Annotated in this window: 20 protein-coding genes and 6 tRNA genes; 17 read left to right on the top strand and 9 right to left on the bottom strand. The window is 70.8% G+C overall.

From position 1 onward, the window contains the following. Nucleotides 1–121: 121 nt before the first annotated feature. Complete coding sequence (locus tag ACZ4LX_RS23270) at nucleotides 122–1,414, bottom strand: serine/threonine-protein kinase (protein WP_467648278.1); 1,293 nt, start codon at nucleotides 1,412–1,414, stop codon at nucleotides 122–124. Between the two features lie 205 nt (nucleotides 1,415–1,619). On the opposite strand from ACZ4LX_RS23270, the gene ACZ4LX_RS23275 reads away from it, so the two are divergent. The 4 genes from ACZ4LX_RS23275 (at nucleotide 1,620) to ACZ4LX_RS23290 (ending at nucleotide 3,999) form a co-directional block, all read left to right on the top strand. Further along, nucleotides 1,620–1,880, top strand: a complete 261-nt coding sequence (locus ACZ4LX_RS23275) for a hypothetical protein (protein ID WP_467648282.1) — start codon at nucleotides 1,620–1,622, stop codon at nucleotides 1,878–1,880. Between the two features lie 186 nt (nucleotides 1,881–2,066). Beyond that, complete coding sequence (locus tag ACZ4LX_RS23280) at nucleotides 2,067–2,276, top strand: hypothetical protein (protein WP_467648284.1); 210 nt, start codon at nucleotides 2,067–2,069, stop codon at nucleotides 2,274–2,276. A 290-nt stretch (nucleotides 2,277–2,566) separates the two neighbouring features. Further along, nucleotides 2,567–3,646, top strand: coding sequence for a phosphotransferase (locus ACZ4LX_RS23285; RefSeq protein WP_467648287.1), 1,080 nt, complete (start codon nucleotides 2,567–2,569; stop codon nucleotides 3,644–3,646). Between the two features lie 68 nt (nucleotides 3,647–3,714). Next, a complete protein-coding gene (locus ACZ4LX_RS23290) occupies nucleotides 3,715–3,999 on the top strand; it encodes a TFIIB-type zinc ribbon-containing protein (RefSeq protein WP_467648289.1) in 285 nt (94 codons plus the stop codon). A 132-nt stretch (nucleotides 4,000–4,131) separates the two neighbouring features. Here ACZ4LX_RS23290 and ACZ4LX_RS23295 read toward each other — a convergent pair. From ACZ4LX_RS23295 to ACZ4LX_RS23315, 5 genes are all read right to left on the bottom strand, one after another. Further along, nucleotides 4,132–4,203 (bottom strand) — tRNA-Val (locus ACZ4LX_RS23295). Between the two features lie 22 nt (nucleotides 4,204–4,225). Beyond that, nucleotides 4,226–4,297: transfer RNA gene (locus ACZ4LX_RS23300), tRNA-Val, on the bottom strand. A gap of 19 nt (nucleotides 4,298–4,316) precedes the next feature. Continuing rightward, nucleotides 4,317–4,388 (bottom strand) — tRNA-Val (locus ACZ4LX_RS23305). A gap of 1 nt (nucleotide 4,389) precedes the next feature. Continuing rightward, nucleotides 4,390–4,463: transfer RNA gene (locus ACZ4LX_RS23310), tRNA-Cys, on the bottom strand. Between the two features lie 37 nt (nucleotides 4,464–4,500). Next, a tRNA-Gly gene (locus ACZ4LX_RS23315) sits at nucleotides 4,501–4,573 on the bottom strand. A gap of 163 nt (nucleotides 4,574–4,736) precedes the next feature. On the opposite strand from ACZ4LX_RS23315, the gene ACZ4LX_RS23320 reads away from it, so the two are divergent. From ACZ4LX_RS23320 to ACZ4LX_RS23330, 3 genes are all read left to right on the top strand, one after another. Next, complete coding sequence (locus tag ACZ4LX_RS23320; protein ID WP_467648513.1) at nucleotides 4,737–5,774, top strand: chorismate-binding protein; 1,038 nt, start codon at nucleotides 4,737–4,739, stop codon at nucleotides 5,772–5,774. Next, nucleotides 5,771–6,592, top strand: a complete 822-nt coding sequence (locus ACZ4LX_RS23325) for an aminotransferase class IV (protein ID WP_467648291.1) — start codon at nucleotides 5,771–5,773, stop codon at nucleotides 6,590–6,592. Before ACZ4LX_RS23320 ends, ACZ4LX_RS23325 begins: the two co-directional genes overlap by 4 nt. 89 nt (nucleotides 6,593–6,681) lie before the next feature. Further along, nucleotides 6,682–7,518 (top strand): GNAT family N-acetyltransferase, encoded by an 837-nt coding sequence (locus tag ACZ4LX_RS23330; protein WP_467648294.1) that lies wholly within the window; start codon nucleotides 6,682–6,684, stop codon nucleotides 7,516–7,518. A gap of 239 nt (nucleotides 7,519–7,757) precedes the next feature. Here ACZ4LX_RS23330 and ACZ4LX_RS23335 read toward each other — a convergent pair whose 3' ends face one another. After that, a complete protein-coding gene (locus ACZ4LX_RS23335) occupies nucleotides 7,758–8,273 on the bottom strand; it encodes a DsbA family protein (RefSeq protein ID WP_467648298.1) in 516 nt (171 codons plus the stop codon). A gap of 211 nt (nucleotides 8,274–8,484) precedes the next feature. Between ACZ4LX_RS23335 and ACZ4LX_RS23340 the strand changes: the two genes are divergently transcribed. The 4 genes from ACZ4LX_RS23340 to ACZ4LX_RS23355 all read left to right on the top strand — a co-directional run bounded on the left by ACZ4LX_RS23340 (nucleotide 8,485) and on the right by ACZ4LX_RS23355 (nucleotide 11,638). Further along, nucleotides 8,485–8,940: a hypothetical protein gene (locus tag ACZ4LX_RS23340; RefSeq protein WP_467648301.1), complete on the top strand. Its 456-nt coding sequence runs from the start codon at nucleotides 8,485–8,487 to the stop codon at nucleotides 8,938–8,940. 219 nt (nucleotides 8,941–9,159) lie between these two features. Then, nucleotides 9,160–10,179, top strand: a complete 1,020-nt coding sequence (locus tag ACZ4LX_RS23345) for a LacI family DNA-binding transcriptional regulator (RefSeq protein WP_467648305.1) — start codon at nucleotides 9,160–9,162, stop codon at nucleotides 10,177–10,179. 98 nt (nucleotides 10,180–10,277) lie between these two features. Beyond that, nucleotides 10,278–11,249 (top strand): acetylxylan esterase, encoded by a 972-nt coding sequence (locus tag ACZ4LX_RS23350; RefSeq protein ID WP_467648309.1) that lies wholly within the window; start codon nucleotides 10,278–10,280, stop codon nucleotides 11,247–11,249. A 233-nt stretch (nucleotides 11,250–11,482) separates the two neighbouring features. After that, on the top strand, nucleotides 11,483–11,638 hold the full coding sequence (locus ACZ4LX_RS23355; protein ID WP_164494018.1) for a hypothetical protein: 156 nt from the start codon (nucleotides 11,483–11,485) through the stop codon (nucleotides 11,636–11,638). Between the two features lie 4 nt (nucleotides 11,639–11,642). Here the strand turns inward: ACZ4LX_RS23355 and ACZ4LX_RS23360 are convergent, their stop codons facing one another. Both ACZ4LX_RS23360 and ACZ4LX_RS23365 read right to left on the bottom strand, forming a co-directional pair. Beyond that, nucleotides 11,643–12,218, bottom strand: coding sequence for a CGNR zinc finger domain-containing protein (locus ACZ4LX_RS23360; protein WP_467648313.1), 576 nt, complete (start codon nucleotides 12,216–12,218; stop codon nucleotides 11,643–11,645). Between the two features lie 334 nt (nucleotides 12,219–12,552). Then, the gene (locus ACZ4LX_RS23365; RefSeq protein WP_016905455.1) at nucleotides 12,553–12,966 is read right to left on the bottom strand and encodes an SsgA family sporulation/cell division regulator; all 414 of its coding nucleotides are present in this window, start codon (nucleotides 12,964–12,966) and stop codon (nucleotides 12,553–12,555) included. Nucleotides 12,967–13,156: 190 nt separating this feature from the next. Between ACZ4LX_RS23365 and ACZ4LX_RS23370 the strand changes: the two genes are divergently transcribed. The 6 genes from ACZ4LX_RS23370 to ACZ4LX_RS23395 all read left to right on the top strand — a co-directional run bounded on the left by ACZ4LX_RS23370 (nucleotide 13,157) and on the right by ACZ4LX_RS23395 (nucleotide 17,686). Continuing rightward, nucleotides 13,157–13,648: a TIGR02611 family protein gene (locus tag ACZ4LX_RS23370; protein ID WP_467648317.1), complete on the top strand. Its 492-nt coding sequence runs from the start codon at nucleotides 13,157–13,159 to the stop codon at nucleotides 13,646–13,648. Nucleotides 13,649–13,703: 55 nt separating this feature from the next. Beyond that, nucleotides 13,704–13,775 (top strand) — tRNA-Val (locus ACZ4LX_RS23375). 176 nt (nucleotides 13,776–13,951) lie between these two features. Then, a complete protein-coding gene (locus tag ACZ4LX_RS23380; protein WP_467648321.1) occupies nucleotides 13,952–15,235 on the top strand; it encodes an ABC transporter substrate-binding protein in 1,284 nt (427 codons plus the stop codon). 69 nt (nucleotides 15,236–15,304) lie between these two features. Further along, entirely contained in the window at nucleotides 15,305–16,237 is a 933-nt protein-coding gene (locus ACZ4LX_RS23385; protein WP_467648516.1) for a carbohydrate ABC transporter permease, read from the top strand. Beyond that, nucleotides 16,234–17,097: a carbohydrate ABC transporter permease gene (locus ACZ4LX_RS23390; protein WP_467648324.1), complete on the top strand. Its 864-nt coding sequence runs from the start codon at nucleotides 16,234–16,236 to the stop codon at nucleotides 17,095–17,097. The genes ACZ4LX_RS23385 and ACZ4LX_RS23390 overlap by 4 nt, the downstream gene beginning before the upstream one ends. A gap of 7 nt (nucleotides 17,098–17,104) precedes the next feature. Then, complete coding sequence (locus ACZ4LX_RS23395) at nucleotides 17,105–17,686, top strand: DUF624 domain-containing protein (RefSeq protein ID WP_467648327.1); 582 nt, start codon at nucleotides 17,105–17,107, stop codon at nucleotides 17,684–17,686. The last annotated feature ends 42 nt before the right edge of the window (nucleotides 17,687–17,728 follow it).

Here is a 17,728-nt window from a genome sequence, read left to right on the forward strand (position 1 = left end):
ACGGGCGGTCTCCCGGGCACGCGGGACGCCGCGGCGGCCCTGCTCGCCATCGGTCCGAACCCGCCCGGCGGCCCCCCCCGGCCCCCGGACCCCGGGGAGCCGGCGGGCCCAAGGCGCACGGCTACTGCTCGCCCTGCCCCTGCCCCTGCCCCTGCGTCTGGCCGGCGCCGAGACCGCGGGCCGGTCCCTCGCAGCCCTGCGCCGCCGCGATCCCCAGCGCCACCAACAGCGTCACCACGACGAAGACCACCAACCGCTGCCGCAGCAGGCGCGGGTTGGCAGGACGCCTGCCTGTCGAGGTCGGGCGCGTGCCGGGCCGGGTCCCCGGCCTGCCGTTCGTCCCGGCCGGACCCTGCGGCCTCCTGCCCGAACGTGTCGTACCGCGCGGCTGCTGCGGCGCGGGCCGCGAACCACCGGTGCGGGGCGACGCCGGACGCGGTGCCGCCGGCTGACGGCTCCGCGGCCGTGAAACCGGAGCGGGACCGGGCGAGCGACGCGTCTGCTGCTCGGTGTACGGGCCGTCCAGGCGCCCGGTGGGCCGGTCCGCCTCCTGCGCCGAGCGCTGGGCGGGCGGGCGGCTCTCGTGCAGCCCCTGCGCCTCCCGTGCCGCGATCTCCTTCAGCCGCATGGAGAGTTGCAGTGTGCTGGGGCGCTCCTCCGGGTCCTTCGCCAGACAGGCGCTCACCAGTGGCGCGAGTGCGTCGTGCACGTCGTACAGCTGAGGCTCCTCGTGCACCACGCGGTAGAGCATCACCTCGGAACTGCCGTGCCCGAAGGGCGAATCGGCCATGGCCGCGTACGCCAGTGTGGCCCCGAGGGAGAAGACGTCCGTCGCGGGCGTCACCGCCGCGCCCCGCACCTGCTCGGGCGCCAGGAAGCCGGGCGAACCCACCGCCGTACCGACGTGCGTGAGTGTGGAGGCACCGGTCGCCCAGGCGATGCCGAAGTCGATGATGCGGGGCCCCTTGGGGGACAGGAGGATGTTCGACGGCTTCAGGTCCCGGTGGACGACACCGGCCTCGTGCACCGCCACCAGGCCCTCGGAGAGCGCGGCCCCGATCGAGGCCACCTCGGCGGCGGACAACGGGCCCTCCTCGGCCACCTTGTCGTGCAGCGAGGGGCCCGGAACGTACTGCGTCGCGAACCACGGGCGGTCCGCCTCCAGATCGGCGGCGACCAGCCGTGCCGTGCAGCCGCCCCGGATCCGCCGGGCCGCGGACACCTCGCGCGCGAACCTCGAGCGGAATTCCTGATCCTCCGCCAGGTCGGGGCGGATCACCTTCAGGGCCACCCGCTGGCCCCGCCGGTCCGAGCCGAGGTAGACGACACCCATGCCGCCCGCCCCGAGCCGCCGGTGCAGCCTGAACGAGCCGACGACACGCGGGTCCTCGCGCCGGAGCCGCATCATCGCCATGTCTGCCCATCCCCGCTGCCTGGTCCGCCTGACGAGGCACAGCTTACGTACCCGCCGCCCGGGGCGCTCAGAGGCCGCGCCCTCGCCGGACAATCGATTGTCAGTGCCGGGTGGGAAACTTGAGGAGTGGTCAGGGAGCCGCGGATCCAGGCTCCCCGGCCCGTGCGAGATCTCAAAGGTCCGTCGCAGAAGGGGGATTGGATCAATGAAGGGCGATCGAGTCGAGATAGTCGTGGACGCCGGGGGCACGACCCGAACCTACGAAGTAGTGGCCTCCAGGGCAGGGCGCAGGGTGGAGACCGCGGTCCGCCGAGGGGTGGTCGAAGTGAGTGAAGTCACGAGGAAAGGCTCCGTGGTGCGCACTGCCCGCTTCATGGCGGCCAGGGTGGTCGCCCTGGTCGAACAGCCGGTACCCGGAGAGGACACATCCGAGCGTCCTCTCCGGGATGACCCCAACGTCCGGTAGTCCGTTCTCCACCCAGGGGAGTACGCCGACTGTCCACGGCTCATCCTCCGGGAGGCCCGGTATTCGGTACGCGGGCATGACGCCGCCCGCTTCCCGGATCCCTAATGTGTAAGTCAAGCGGCGGGCGTCGCACTCGTCCCCCGAGGTCACACGCCCGCTGCTCCACATCAGGTCAGGAGAGGAACCATGACGGACACGGCAGCGCGGACCATGGTCCGCACGCGAGGACGCGGGGCCCATGCCTCGTTCGGCAGCCGCCCGTCGTCCGGCAGGCGGCACCCGTTGGTCGCCACGGTCATGGTTCTTCCTCTGGCGGCCCTGCTCGCAGTCGTCTTCGGCGGCTGGGAAGCGGTGGTCACACAGGCGTCGTCCGTGGGCGTGATGCTGGGGCGCTGAGCGGCGCCCCGGGTCCGGAAGAGCGGTCCGGACCGGGACATCCGGCCAACAACCCCGTGGGGACGGGGGTGCGGCGGACGGCAGCGTTTGTCCGGTCAGCTGGGGAGCTGACCGGACATCGCGCTGTCCGGGGCCGTTCGGCCGCAGGCGGATCCGACGGCGTCGTCCGGAGCCCGGCAGGGCGAGCGGCAGCCGTCCACCCGCGTACGGCTGTCAGCGCGATCCGCGTACGCTCTCCGGCGGGCGCGGCGCCGGCCGGGCCCGCCGATCCTGTACTACCGGGGGAGTCCGTGACCACCGCAGTCGTACGCGCGCTGGGCGCCCTCGCCCACGAAGCGGCCCATGCCCGTTCCGGGTCCTTTCCCGGTCAGGTGCGGCGGCGCGACGACGTGTGCGGCTGCCCGCCACCGGCCGTCCTCGCGGACCGCGCGGACGGCACCGTGGTCCGCTGCGGCCCCGTCGTCGCCAAGGCCCACGCCGCAGGTACGGACCCCGCCGCCCTCTCCGCACGCCTCGGCCTGGCCTCCGATCCCGGTCTGGCCGGCATTCTGCTCGCGCCGCTTCCCGCGCGGCTGCTTTGGGCACCGGCGGAGGACGGCGCCGCCCCGCCGTCCTCCGCCGGTGCCGCGTACGGCGCCGCCTCGCCGTACCTTGCCGAGCTGCACGGCAGGCCGGTCACCCTGTGGCCCTACGGGGAGCCGGTGGACCCGGGCGACCCGGACGGGGCGCCGTGGGAGGAGGCGGCCGCCCTGCTGGCCCGTCTGCACCGCACCGGGAGGCCGGACCGGCAGCCCGCTCCGGGCACGCTGCCCGCCATGAGGGGCCCGGCGAAGGCCGCGCTCGCGGTGGCCCGGATGCGCGCGGCCCGGCCCGGTGACCGGGCCACCGCCCCGGTGCTCGCGGCCTGGCGCGCACTGCCGCCCTGGGTACGGGACGAGGCCGCGGCTCCCGCGCACCGCGCGCACGCTCTCTGCCACGGCGATCTGCACCTGGGCCAGCTCGTCCGGCACCCCGCCCCGCATGGTGCGTGGCTGTTGATCGACGTCGACGACGCGGGACCGGGCGATCCGGCCTGGGACCTCGCGCGGCCCGCGGCCTGGTACGCGGCCGGACTGCTGCCCCCCGAGGTGTGGTTCCGCTTCCTGGGCGCCTACCGGGCCGCGGGCGGCCCCGCGGTACGCGCCAAGGGCGACCCGTGGCCCGAGCTGGACCTCGCCGCCCGCGCCCTGACCGTACAGACGGCGGCACTGGCCCTCGCCAAGTCCGCGGCGGAGCACCGGGATCCGGATGAGGTGGAACAGATGATGATCGATGCCTGTGCCCGAATTGCCTCTCTCCCGGCCGAGTTGGCCGCCGAACACTCGTCGTAGGGTGAACCGACCGCCGCCGGGCACGCATTCCGGCGATGGCTAACCGACGGCGAGGAGTGAGCCCGAAGATGCAGTGTCCCAAGTGCCACGCACAGATGCACACGTACAACCGCAACGGCATTCAGATCGAGCAGTGCAGCGGCTGCCGGGGGATATTCCTGGACTACGGCGAGCTGGAGTCCCTGACCCGCGTGGAGGCGCAGTGGACGCAGCAGGCTCCGCCCGCGCCGCCCGCCCCGCAGGCATACCCGGCGGCACCGGCCCCCGCCTGGGGATCCCCGCAGCACCACGGCGGGCACCACCAGGGTCACTACCGGCAGAAGAGCTTCGGCCGGATGCTCTTCTCGTCCTGATCCGGACCACCCCGTGCCGTGGCCCGGACGGAACACGTCCGGGCCACGGCACGGGCACCCGTCGGCGGCGACCGCGGGTACGCGAGCCAACAACGAAGCCCCGGTCGTCGAGACGACCGGGGCTTCGAACGGTGCGCGATACTGGGATTGAACCAGTGACCTCTTCCGTGTCAGGGAAGCGCTCTCCCGCTGAGCTAATCGCGCAGGTGACCCTGCGTGTACTGCGTGCGCGATACTGGGATTGAACCAGTGACCTCTTCCGTGTCAGGGAAGCGCTCTCCCGCTGAGCTAATCGCGCGGGGATCCTTGCGGATCAGTGGACGATACTGGGATTGAACCAGTGACCCCTTCCGTGTCAGGGAAGTGCTCTCCCGCTGAGCTAATCGTCCTTGGAGGTGGAGACGGGATTTGAACCCGTGTAGACGGCTTTGCAGGCCGTTGCCTCGCCTCTCGGCCACTCCACCAGGGGTGGGGGTTCGGGAAGATCCCCCACCTTCTGCGAGCGGACGACCAGGTTCGAACTGGCGACCTCAACCTTGGCAAGGTTGCGCTCTACCAACTGAGCTACGTCCGCTTGTCGGTTCCGATTCACTTGCGTGTCCCGGCGACGTGTTGAACTCTAGCGGATTCCGGGGCCAGTACAAAAACGCGTTTGTGCAGCGTGCTGAGGTGCACTCGCCCCGGCGCGGGTCGGCACGGACCGTCCTAGACTCGCGGACGTGCACGACCTTGCTCCCATGGCCCGCTTCGGGGGCCTCGTCGCCTCCGGCCTGCGGGATGTGACCAGTGATCCCGCGGCCCTCGACTCGTCCGGCTTCTGGGCGGTATCGGCCGATTTTGAAGGCCGCCTCGTCTGTGCCCGCTTCGACACGGTGCGCACCGAGACCGTCCCCCAACCCGTGCGTGGCGCCTGGCGCGGCCCCGTCGCCGGTGACTGGACCTCCTCCCTCGACCGTGACGCCTACCTGGCGGGTGTGCGGCGCATCCGCGCGTACATCGCGACGGGCGAGGTCTACCAGGCCAATCTCTGCCGCGTGCTGACCGCACCGCTGCCCGATCCGGCGGCGGCGGACGTGGACGCCCTCACCGCACTGCTGGCGCGCGGCAACCCGGCCCCGTACGCAGGAACGATTCGGCTGCCCGGTCACGGCGTCGGGATCGCGACCGCCTCGCCGGAGCTGTTCCTGCGCAGGGACGGCCGCACGGTCGAGTCCGGACCGATCAAGGGCACCGGCCGCACCGAGGCCGACCTGCTGGAGAAGGACCACGCCGAGAACGTGATGATCGTCGACCTGGTCCGCAACGACCTGGGCCGGGTCTGTGCCACCGGAACGGTCACGGTCCCCGGCCTCTGTGCCGTGGAGAGGCACCCCGGGCTCGTCCACCTCGTCTCCACCGTGCGCGGCCGGCTCGCCGACGGTGCGGGCTGGCCGGAACTGCTCGCCGCGGCCTTTCCGCCCGGCTCGGTCACCGGAGCCCCCAAGTCCAGCGCGCTCAGGATCATCGAGGAACTGGAGACCGCCGCGCGCGGCCCGTACTGCGGCGGCATCGGCTGGGTGGACGCCGACCGGGCCACCGCCTCCCTCGCCGTGGGCATCCGCACCTTCTGGACCGACCGCGCGGGCGACGCCCAGGTCCTGCGGTTCGGCACCGGGGCGGGTATCACCTGGGGCTCGGATCCGGAACGCGAGTGGGACGAGACCGAACTCAAGGCGTCCAGGCTGCTCGCGGTAGCGTCGGGCGCATACGAACCAACCGGGAGGACCGCGCCATGAAGATCTGGGTCAACGGGGGACTGCGGGCCGCCGACGACGCCCTGGTGTCCGTGCTCGACCATGGGCTGACCGTCGGGGACGGCGTGTTCGAGACGGTGAGGACCGCCGACGGCCGGCCGTTCGCGCTCACCCGCCATCTGGACCGGCTGGCCCGCTCCGCCCTCGGCCTCGGCCTGCCCGCTCCCGACCTCGACGAGGTCCGCCGGGCCTGCGCAGCCGTGGTCGAGGCCAACCCCGTCGCGCTGGGCAGGCTCCGGATCACCTACACCGGCGGGATCTCACCGCTCAGCTCCGACCGGGGCAACGAGGGTCCCGGCCTGGTCGTCGCCCTCGGCGCGGCGAAGCGGCGCCCGGACACCACGGCGGTCATCACCGTGCCGTGGACCCGCAACGAACGCGGCGCGCTCACCGGACTCAAGACCACCTCGTACGCGGAGAACGTCGTCGCCCTCGCCCGTGCCCACGAGCACGGCGCCACCGAGGCACTGTTCGCCAACACGGTCGGCCGGCTCTGTGAAGGAACCGGCTCCAACGTCTTCGTCGTCCTCGACGGACAGCTGCACACACCGCCCGTCGCTTCCGGGTGTCTGGCCGGGATCACCCGCGCACTGGCGGTGGAGTGGACCGGGGCGCAGGAGACGGACCTGCCGTTCGACGCCCTGGACCGGGCCGAGGAGATCTTCCTGACCTCCACTCTCCGCGACATCCAGGCCGTCCACCGCGTCGACGGCCGGGAGCTGCCCGGCGGACCGGGACCGGTGACCGCCAAGGCGATGCGCGTCTTCGACGAGCGGGCCGCCGACGATCTGGACCCGTGACCGGGAGGCCCGTACGGCAGGCCCCGCCGAGCGGCCCGTTCCCGGAAAAGCGAATGACGGGCTCGCGCGCAGGGGATAGAAATCCTCTGATGACCACGACACTCCGGCCGTCCGGGCCGATCCAGTCAGGCGCCGACGGCGCACAGAGCCGCGCCTACGACGTGTGCGACAACGGGCGCCCTGTCGGAGCCGTCGAGATCGGCACCGAGCCCGGGTCGGACGGCTCGACGGGGGTGCTGCGGTCCCTGCGGATCGACGAGCCGGTCCGGCGGCGCGGCCGGGGCACCATCGCCGCGCTGGCGGCCGAAGAGGTGCTGCGCGGCTGGGGCTGTACGCAGGTGCTGGCGGAGGTCGCCCCCGACGACACCGCGGGGCGACGGCTGACGGCTGCGCTCGGCTACACCGAGCGCAGCCGGAACATGATCAAACAGCTGCCGTCCGACCCTCCGGCCCTGCCCGACGGCCTGACCACACGGCCGATGACGTCCGAGGAGTACACGGCCTGGGAGGACGTCGCGACAGCCGGGTACGCGGAGAGCCTGGTGGCACGCGGCGTCCCGAGGGAGTCGGCGCTGGGAGCCGCCCGCGCCTCGCACGCCAGGCATCTGCCGCAGGGCCTCGCCACCGAGGGTGCGCAACTGCACCACCTCATCCATGAGGACGGGAAGGCCGGGTTCCTGTGGGTGGCGCGGTTCGAGATGCACCCCGGCCAGGTGGTCGGCTACGTCTTCGATGTCGAGGTGGACGAACGCTACCGGGGACGCGGTTTCGGCCGGGCGCTGATGCTCCGGGCCGAACGTCTCGCGCGGGCGGCCGGCCACACGCGGCTGGGCCTGCACGTCGTCACGGCCAACACTCCGGCGCTCCGGCTGTACGAGTCACTCGGCTACGAGCCGACCCGCTACAACCTGGCCAAACCGCTCTGACCCACCACCCGGCCCTTGCTCCCGTCGGCACGCGGCCCGAGTCGGCCCGTGCGCCGCTCCGGGCCCGTGCGCCGAGTGTGCCCCTGCTCCCGTCGGCCCGTGTGCCGCTTCGTGCGGTGCTCAGCTCCGGCCTGTGTGCCGCTCCGGGCAGGACGGGGCGGTGGGCCTCTTCGGCAGTCCGGCCGCCGCACGCCCGTTCCCGCCCCGCTTCTGTTCCCGTCCCGTTGCCGTTCCCGTCCTCAGCCCTGTTCGGCGAGCAGCCGGTCGGCGATCGCCTCGATCCGCTCCCGCAGCCCCTCCTGGCTCTTGCCGCCGTCCAGCCGCTCGTCACCGATCACGTACGTGGGCGTGCCGGTGACCCCGATCGCCTTGCCCTCGGCCTGGTCGGCGTCGACGATCAGCATGTGCCGGCCGTCGATCAGCGCGGTGTCGAACTCCTCGGCGTCCAGACCCAGTTCCCCGGCCAACTCCACCAGCAGCGGCTCACCGGTGCGGCCAAGTTCGGCGGTGCGGGCGAGGACCGCCTCGATGTACGGCCAGTCCTTGCCCTGCGCCGCGGCCTCCTCGGCGGCCTGCGCCGCCGCGTAGGCGTGCTTGTGCTTCTCCAGCGGGAAGTGCCGGAGCCGGATGTCGATCCGGTCGCCGTACCGGGCGCGCAGCGCGTGTACATCGGTGAGGGCCTGGTGGCAGTCGGGGCACTGGAGCTCGCACCAGACATCGAGGACGACCGGTGCGGCGGAGGTGGAATCGCTCATGGGACCAGTCTCCCAGGGGGCGCCGGTCCGCCACGACCGGCACCGGGGCGGAGGAGGGCGCGGCGTCCGCGGCCGGTCCGGTGGTGGGGCGTACGGCACCTGGGGAGGATTCCGGCCCTGAAATGTCCCTGATCCGGGCAGGGAGCGTGGCCGCCCGCCCGGTCTCCGGTGCAGGATGGAAGGGACGTTTCCCCTGCGCCTGGAGGCCGTGATGCTTGCCGAGACCATCTGCTCCGCGGTGTCAGCGGCGGGCTTGGGCATCGCCGCCGTCACCGCGTACCGGAAGAGGTTCCTCACGGCGACCAGGATCGCCGCGTACTCGCTGGTCCCGATCGGTCTGGTGCTGACCGGTGTCGTCGAGTGGGTGTCGGACATCGCCTTCAAGCCCAGCGTCTGGCTGGGCTTCGGGGTGCTGGGGGTGGCCTGGCTGCTGTTCATGACCACGCGCGCGATCGAGCGCCGGGGCGGGGGCACCCGGAAGGAGCGCAAGGCGGCGGCCCGGTCCGGACGGAGCGACGCGGTGGCGCCGGCGGCCTCGGCTCCCTCGCTGGGGCCGGGCGCACCGGCTGCCGGGCCGAGGCAGAAGCCGAAGAAGCAGTCCGCCGACGCGGGTGCGGGCGACGACTTCAGCGACATCGAGGCCATCCTGAAGAAGCACGGCATCTGAGCGCCACCTGTTCCTCCCCGCCTCCGGTTCCGCGGGCCGGCCCCCTGGAGGTCGCCGGCGGACGGACCCCACTCGTATGAATCGATTCAGGCATGATCCTTGACGGCGTCCGACCGGCGGGCTAGCGTCCCGGTCGGATTGAAACAATTCATTCATGCCCGTCCGTACGATGGGGTGACGCCGCCTGACGAGCGCGGCCGGGGCAGTGGGGCAGGACTAGTGGCGCGTGTGGCAGGGATCAAGGACGTGGCCCGGGAGGCCGGCGTCTCCGTGGGCACGGTCTCCAATGTGATCAACCGTCCCGAGGCGGTGCTGCCCGAGACTCGGGCCCGGGTGCTGGCCGCCATCGAGGAGCTCGGATACGTCCGCAGCGAGTCGGCCCGCCAGCTCAGGGCCGGGCGCAGCCGGATCATGGCACTCCTCGTCCTGGACATGGGCAACCCCTTCTTCGTCGAGGTGGCACGCGGGGCCGAACGCGCCGCCCGGCAGGCGGGACTCGGCGTCATGGTCTGCAACAGCGGCCAGAGCCCCGCGGAAGAGGCCGAGTACCTCGGCCTCTTCGCGGAACAGCGCGTATGCGGCGTACTGGTCACCCCGGCCGATGCGACCGGCCGCAACCTCGAATCCTTCGCCCGCCACCGGATTCCCTACGTCCTGGTGGACCGGGTGGCATCCGGCACCGGGACCTGCGCGGTCTCCGTCGACGACGTGCGGGGCGGCGCCCTGGCCGTCGGCCATCTGATCTCGGCCGGGCACCGCTCGGTGGCCTACGTCAGCGGCCCGGGTGATCTGCATCAGATCAGGGACCGCCGCCAGGGCGCGCTGTCCGCCCTCGCCGAAGCCGGGCTGCCGTCCGAGGCGCTTGTGGAGATCCCCTCCGACCGCCTGGACGTGGCGGCGGGCCGTGATGCCGGGGCCCGGCTGCTCGGGCTGGTCCCGCGTCCCACCGCTGTGTTCTGTGCGAACGACCTGCTCGCCCTGGGTGTGCTCCAGGCCCTGTACGCGGCCGGGGTGCGGGTGCCCCAGGACATCGCCATCGTCGGGTACGACGACATCGAATTCGCGGCCGCCGCTGCCGTACCGCTCACCTCGGTCCGCCAGCCGGCGGCCGTGATGGGCCGGATGGCCGCCGAACTCCTGCTGGAGGAGGCGGACGACGAGGGCGGTACCCACGAGCACCGCAGCGTCGTGCTCCAGCCGGAACTCGTCGTGCGCGCGTCGAGCTCCACACCGCGCTGAGTTCTGCCGTCCGGCCCGCCCCTCGGTCCTTCTCCGTAGTTCCATCCTCCGCTGTTCCATCCTCCGCAGTTCTTCCGCATGCCCGAAATGGAGATGCCATGTCCCTGTTCGACCTGCCCTTGGACGAACTCCGCGCCTACCGGCCGGAATCCGGTGAGCCCGACGACTTCGACGCCTTCTGGCGCCGCACCCTCGACGAGGCCGCCGCGCACCCGCTGGACGCCGAATTCACTTCGTTCGACGCCGCGTTGAGCAATGTCGAGGTCCATGACGTGTCGTTCGCCGGCTGGGGCGGCCATCGCATACGCGCCTGGCTGAACGTGCCCGCGGGCGCCGAGGGTCCCCTGCCCACCGTCGTCCACTACCTCGGCTACGGCAGTGGGCGCGGACTGCCGCACGACCACCTGGTCTGGCCCGCCGCCGGCTGGGCCACCCTGGTCGTCGACACCCGCGGCCAGGGCGCCGTCAACAGCCACTCGGCGGGCGCCACCGCCGACCCGCACGGCGGCGCCAACCCGCAGTCGCCCGGATTCATGACCCGCGGCATCCTCGACCCCGACGAGTACTACTACCGCCGGGTGTTCACCGACGCGGTGCGCGCCGTCGAGGTGGCCCGCGCCCATCCGTCCGTCGACGCGGACCGGATCGTCGTGCACGGCGGCAGCCAGGGCGGCGGCATAGCCCAGGCGGTGGCGGGGCTCAGCCCCCATGTGAGGGCCGCGCTCGTCGACGTACCGTTCCTGACGCACTACCGGCGGGCCGTGGAGATCACCGACGAGGACCCGTACCAGGAGATCGTGCGTTTCCTGGCCACCCAGCACGGCCACGCCGACCAGGTGTTCCGGACTCTCTCCTACTTCGACGGCGTCAGCTTCGCCGCCCGTGCGGAGATGCCGGTGCTGTACTCCGTGGCCCTGATGGATCCCATCTGCCCGCCGTCCACCGTCTTCGCCGCCTACAACAACTGGGCGGGCCCCAAGGAGATCGAGGTCTACCCCTGGAACGGCCACGAGGGCGGCACATCGGCCCACCGCGCGGTGCAGCTGCGTATGCTGCGCGACCTGGGCTGACCGGAACCGGGCGGAACGAGAGGGCTGAGGCCTGTCCCGCAAGGAAGCACGGGACAGGCCTCAGGAGTGCGGGAGCGGAGTTCCGAAAGCGCGGCGGGAGCACCGGAGTTCCGAAAGCCTGACACGCGATCGGACGCAGGATCGATTCGGCACTCCCTTTGGGGGGTGAACTGCCTTCGTGAAAAGGTGTGTTGCCCCCCAAGGGGGCCGGACTGCGTCATGATCGTCGCGAGATGGTGGACACCTCCCGGGGCGATGCCCCCGCACCCCCCGCCGAAGAGCCGCGTGGCTGCCTCTTCGCGCTTTCCCAGCCCCCTCTGATGATCTTCCTCACGGTGATCGGCGGCTTACTGCTGATGGCCGCGTTGCATGATCTCTTCGTGCTGTGAGCCGTCAGTCGGCCGCTTCTCTGCGGCGTGCCCGGTACGCGGCGACGTGCAAGCGGTTGCCGCAGGTGCGGCTGGAGCAGTAGCGGCGGGAACGGTTGCGCGAGAGGTCGACGAAGGCGTGCCGGCAGTCCGGCGCCTCGCAGCGCCGCAGCCGCTCCGTCTCGCCCGCCACGATGATGAAGGCGAGAGCCATGCCGCAGTCGGCCGCCAGGTGGTCGGCGAGCGAGGCGTCCGGCGCGAAGTAGTGCACGTGCCAGTCGTAGCCGTCGTGGTTGCTGAGCTGTGGTGTGGTGCCCGCGGCGGCCACGAGCGCGTTGACGAGTGAGGCGGCGACCTGTGCGTCGGCCGCGGCGAAGACATCGGCGAACCGCGCCCGTACGGCGTGGACGGCGCGCAGGTCCTTCTCGTCGAGCTCGTTCACGCCGCTCACCCGGTGGCGCCGGGCGAACGCGTACAGCGCCTCGATGCCGGCGAGTCCGTCGACGGGCGAGCAGCCCTCGGGCCGCTCGCTCTCCGGCGCGGTGTTCACCAGATCGACCACCGTTTCGAGGGCGATCCGGGTGTCGTGGGGGATCAGCACGCTTCCGCTCCCTGGCCTCCGGCAGGCAGGACGCCCGCCGATGCCCGCTGACTCTACTGGCAGGGTCCTGACGCATCGGGACGTGAGGGTCATCAGGGGCCCCTGGGGCGCGTTGCCGCCCGAGGGGGCTCCCCTGACCCCGGCGCGGACACGGAAAGGCTCCACGGGGCACCTGGCGGGCCTGTGGAGGGTGCCGGCGGGGGACGGAGGGAACGCGGACCGGCGCCGTCACCACGGTGGATTCCGTGATGACGGCGCCGGTGTCAGCCCTATGAGGTTGTCCGTGCGGCGCCGTCTCCCCGAGTCGACGGCGCCGTTGCGCTCTCGGCCTGGCTCAGCTCTCGGCCAGGATGTGTGAGAGCTCCGTATCGAGATCGAAGTGACGATGCTCGGTCCCTGGCGGTACCGCGGCGTCGGTCCTTTTCAGGAACGACTCCAGGGCCCGCGCAGGGGCCTCCAGCAAGGCTTCGCCCTCTGGGGAGCTCAGTGCGATACAGGCGACGCCCTGGCCGTGACTACGGGATGGCCAGACGCGGACGTCTCCGGTGCCGGTGGGCCTGTGCAGCCCCTCGGCAAGGAGGTCGCGGGCGAATACCCACTCGACCGTTTCCTCCGCTCCGGTGTGGAAGGTGGCGTGCACGGCATACGGATCGGCCGTGTCATACCGCAGGCCCGCGGGTACAGGCAGTGAGGACTCGCTCGACACAACGAGGCGCAGGTGCAGCTCGCAGCTGACCGTGGTGTTCATAAGCGCCAGGGCCTTTCGCTCAGTGTGCGCTCGGGGATTCGCACGTCGGCGAAATCGACATGCCACCTACGGTGTCGTTGTAAACCCCTCTGACCGTTTTGTGATCCTTCGGGTAGCTCGTACAGCGGTGTGTAACTTTGAGTTATGCGGCCATTCCAGTGACGAGGAGCGTTCCGGTAGGTTGGCACCCATGAATGCGGAGAGTGACGAGCGGGACGGAGCTGCCGCACCGGCGGATCCGGCATCCGCGACGGGGGAAGCGCGCGGGAGCGTGACGGGGGACGTCACGGAGGGGGTGGCGAAGGAGGAGCGGGAGCTCGGCTCCAGGGCCCCCGGGTTCATCAAGGCGTCCAGGACGCTGCACCTGAGCTGGCAGGTCGGTGTGTTCGTGGTCGGCCTGGTCGTCGTGGCGGCCGGGATCGTCATGCTGCCGCTGCCGGGCCCCGGCTGGCTGGTGATCTTCGGGGGCATGGCGATCTGGGCGACCGAGTTCGTCTGGGCCCAGCTGGTGCTGCGCTGGACGCGCCGGAAGGTCACCGAGGCCGCCCAGCGCGCCCTCGATCCCAAGGTGAGGCGGCGCAACATCGCGCTCACGGTGATCGGCCTCGTGATCATCGCGGTGCTGGTGGGGATCTATCTGTGGAAGTTCGGAATCGTCATGCCGTGGAAGATCAACGAGTGACCCGGGGATGGTCGGGGGGCGCCGCTGACATGGGGTAATGTTTGGCGTGCGCCCGGGGCGATTAGCTCAGTGGGAGAGCGCTTCGTTCACACCGAAGAGGTCACTGGTTCGAACCCAGTATCGCCCACCCCGGACCGACGGCCCGGAAGCTTTCCGAAGCTTCCGGGCCGTCGGCGTTTTCGTGTGCGCCGTTCAAGCGCTTCGACCGATTTTCGTCCCAACTGTTGACGTCGCCGGTGCCGCTCCTTACTTTGACCCGGCAAGCGCTTTCTAAAACGATTCAATCAAGCGTAGGGGCGAACTATGTCTCGGAACCAGGGCATGGACCGGCGGCAGATGCTGAAGCTCGCGGGCTTCTCGGCTGCCGGTCTCGGGCTGACCGCGGCCGGCTGCGGCTCGGGCGGCGGCTCCAACGGGCCGGTCACCATCCGGCATGCCTGGTGGGGCGCCGACGACCGGGCGAAGAAGGTCCAGGAGTGCGTCACGCTCTTCGAGAAGAAGCACCCGAAGATCAAGGTGAAGACGGACTTCCAGCAGTACGCGGACTTCTGGAAGAAGTTCAACACCCAGGCCGCCGGCGGCAACCCGCCGGACGTCATCCAGAACGCGGTGACCTTCCTGCGCAAGTACGAGGCGAAGAACGTCCTGCTCGACCTCAACCCGCAGGCGAAGAAGGGCAACCTCAAGCTCGAGGGCTTCCGCGCCGGTCTGGAGAAGTTCGCCGAGATCGACGGCAAGCTGCTCGGCGTACCGGTCGGCAGCAACTCGATGGCCCTGGTCATCGACGAGAAGGTCTTCGAGAAGGCCGGCGTCGACCACAGCCTCGGCTGGACCTGGGACGACTGGTACGCGGGTCTGAGGAAGATCAAGTCCGGCCAGGGCATAGCCGGCGACTCCGGCCCGCACGGCGTCATGTACCTGTACGACCTGATCCTCCGCCAGAACGGCAAGGCGTTCTTCACCGAGGAGGGGATGGGCTTCGGCGAGGCCGAACTGCTGCCGTACTGGACCGAGGCGCTCGCCCGGGTCAAGGCCGGTATCTACGCCGACCAGAAGAAGGTCGAGCAGATCAAGCCCGCCTCCGCGCTCGCCAAGGGCCTCTCGGCCGGCGAGTTCACCTGGGACAACTTCTCCGTCCGCTACAGCGCGGAGGGCAAGAGCAGCTACAGCCTCGCGCCCATCCCGAGCACCGACGGCAAGAAGACCGGCCAGTACCTCGGTTCGCTGATGCTCAGCGGCACCGCCCGTACCAAGCACCCCGCCGAGGTCGCGACCTTCATCAGCTTCATGACCCACGACCCCGCCGTCGCCCGCATCATGGGCTACGACCGGGGAGTCCCCGCCACCACCGCGCAGTTCGAGGCCTACCAGCCCACCGACGCCCCGAGCAAGGCGATCGGCGCGTACGAGACCGAGATCGCCAAGGCGGGTGTGCTGGAGCCCATCACCCCGCACCCGGCCGGTGCCGACGTTGTCGAGGCCGCGTTCCTGCGCATCGGCGGCGACATGTCCCTGGGCAAGGCCTCGCCGGAGGACTCCGTCAAGCAGTTCTTCTCCGAGGCGAAGACCGCCCTCGCCTCGAACTGAGAGGAAGACGCGGTGACTCACATCCAGACCTCCACGAGCGGCCCGGTCCTCGACAAGGACCTTGCCGCCGTGGGGCCGAGCGGCCCGGGGCCCAGGACCCGCCCCGCTCCGCGACCGCGGGGCCACCGCGAGAATCTGACCGGCTATCTCTTCATGTCGCCCTGGATCGCGGGCTTCCTGTTCCTGATCGCCGGGCCCATGGTCTTCTCGCTGTACCTCGCGTTCACCGACTACAACCTGTTCGACGCCCCGAAGTGGGTCGGACTGCAGAACTTCACCGACATGTTCGCCGACCCCCGCTGGCGCCAGTCGGTCAAGGTGACCTCCTGGTACGTGGTGATCGGCACCCCGATCAAGCTGGCCGCCGCACTCGCCGTGGCGATGCTGCTGGCCCAGAAGCGCTGGGGACAGTCCTTCTACCGGGCCGCGTTCTACGCCCCGTCGCTGATCGGCGCGAGCGTATCGGCCGCCATCGTCTGGCGCGCCCTGTTCTCCGACGACGCCGTCGTCGACCGGGGGCAGCAGCTGTTCGGCATCGACGCGGGCGGCTGGATCGGCGATCCGGACATGATCATCTATGCGCTGGTGGGCCTCACGGTCTGGCAGTTCGGCGCCCCGATGGTGATCTTCCTGGCGGGTCTCAAGCAGGTCCCCAGGGAGCTGTACGAGGCGGCCGAGGTGGACGGGGCCGGTCCCTGGCGCAAGTTCTTCAACATCACCCTGCCGATGATCTCGCCGGTGCTGTTCTTCAACGTGCTGCTGGAGACCATCCACTCCTTCCAGATCTTCGGATCGGCCTACATCGTCAGCAACGGCAGCTGCGGCCCGGCCGACGCCACGCTCGTCTACACCTGTTACCTGTACGACCAGGGCTTCGCGAACAGCCGGATGGGCTTCGCCTCCGCCATGGCATGGCTGCTGCTCGTCGCCGTGGGCCTGGTCACCGCCGTGCTGTTCTGGTCCCAGAAGCGCTGGGTGCACTACGAGGAGGGGGGCCGATGACCCCGATGGACACCACTGCCGTACGACGCCGGCTGCCCGGCTCCCTCGCCTGGCACATCGGCGCCCTCGCCATCCTCGTGGTGGTCCTGTACCCGGTGGTGTGGACGATCGGTGCCTCGTTCAAGCCGAGCGGGGACATCGTCGGCGCGCTGAACCTCTTCCCGGCCGACCCGATCACCGACAACTACCGGCGGCTCGCCGACGGCATCGCCGACATCCCCATCTGGAAGTTCTTCCTGAACTCGGCCTACATCTCGGTCGGTTCCGTGATCGGCGTCGTCATCTCCTGCTCGCTCACGGCGTACGCCTTCACCAAGGTCCGCTTCGCCGGGCGCAACGCCATGTTCGCCGTCATGATCGGGACGCTGCTGCTCCCGTACCACGTACTGATCATTCCGCAGTACGTGATGTTCCAGAAGCTGGAGCTGATCAACACCTTCACTCCGCTGCTGATCGGCAAGTACCTCGCCACCGACGCGTTCTTCGTCTTCCTGATGGTCCAGTTCATGCGCGGACTGCCCAAGGAACTCGACGAGGCCGCCCGGCTCGACGGCTGCGGGCACCTGCGGATCTACTGGTCGATCGTGATGCCGCTGTGCCGGCCCGCGCTCATCACCAGCGCCATCTTCACCTTCATCCAGGCCTGGAACGACTTCATGGGCCCGTTGCTCTATCTCAACGAGCCGGACAAGTACACCGTCTCGATGGGGCTGCGGATGTTCATCGACCAGGACGCCGTCGCCGACTACGGCGGCATGATCGCGATGTCACTGGTGGCTCTGCTCCCGGTACTCGCCTTCTTCCTGGCCTTCCAGCGCTACCTCATCGACGGCATGGCCACCTCCGGCCTGAAGGGCTGAGCACCCCGTGGCGACCACATCCCGCACCGCACCCAGGACCTCCTTCGTCCGGGAGCGATTCAGCGTCTTCTCCGAATGCCTGCTCACCGGCGTGTGGATCACCGTCGCCGCCCTGCCCCTGGTCACGTTCCCCGCGGCGTTCGCCGCGGGGAGCCGGCACCTGCGCCGGTATCTGGCCGGGGAGGCGGGCGGGGTGCGGGAGTTCGCCGCCGATGTGCGGGAGGCGTTCCGCAGTGGCTGGCGGATCTCCCTGCTCTGGTGGGCGGCGCTCGCGCTGCTCGCCTTCGACTGGCAGGTCGCCCGGTCCGGCCTGCTGCCGGGCGGCCGTCCCCTCATCGCCGTGAGTCTGCTCGGACTGCCGGCCGTGGCCGTCTGGGGACTGCGTACGGCTGCCGCCTGGCGGCCCGGCACACCCTGGACGGCCACCGCGCGGGCCGCGGGCCGCCGGACCTTCACCGACCCGGCGGGATCACTCCTGCTCGTCGGCGGATTCGTCGCCCTGGCCCTCGCCGCCTGGCAGATTCCTCCCCTGGCCGCACCCGCCCTCGGCTGTCTCGCCGCGGCGGCCGTCGCCGCCGACCGTCGCTGACCGACGGCCGGAACCGCCTGCCGAACCACCTCCCACCACGCG

It is taken from the genome of Streptomyces sp. NPDC026062, assembly GCF_055568375.1.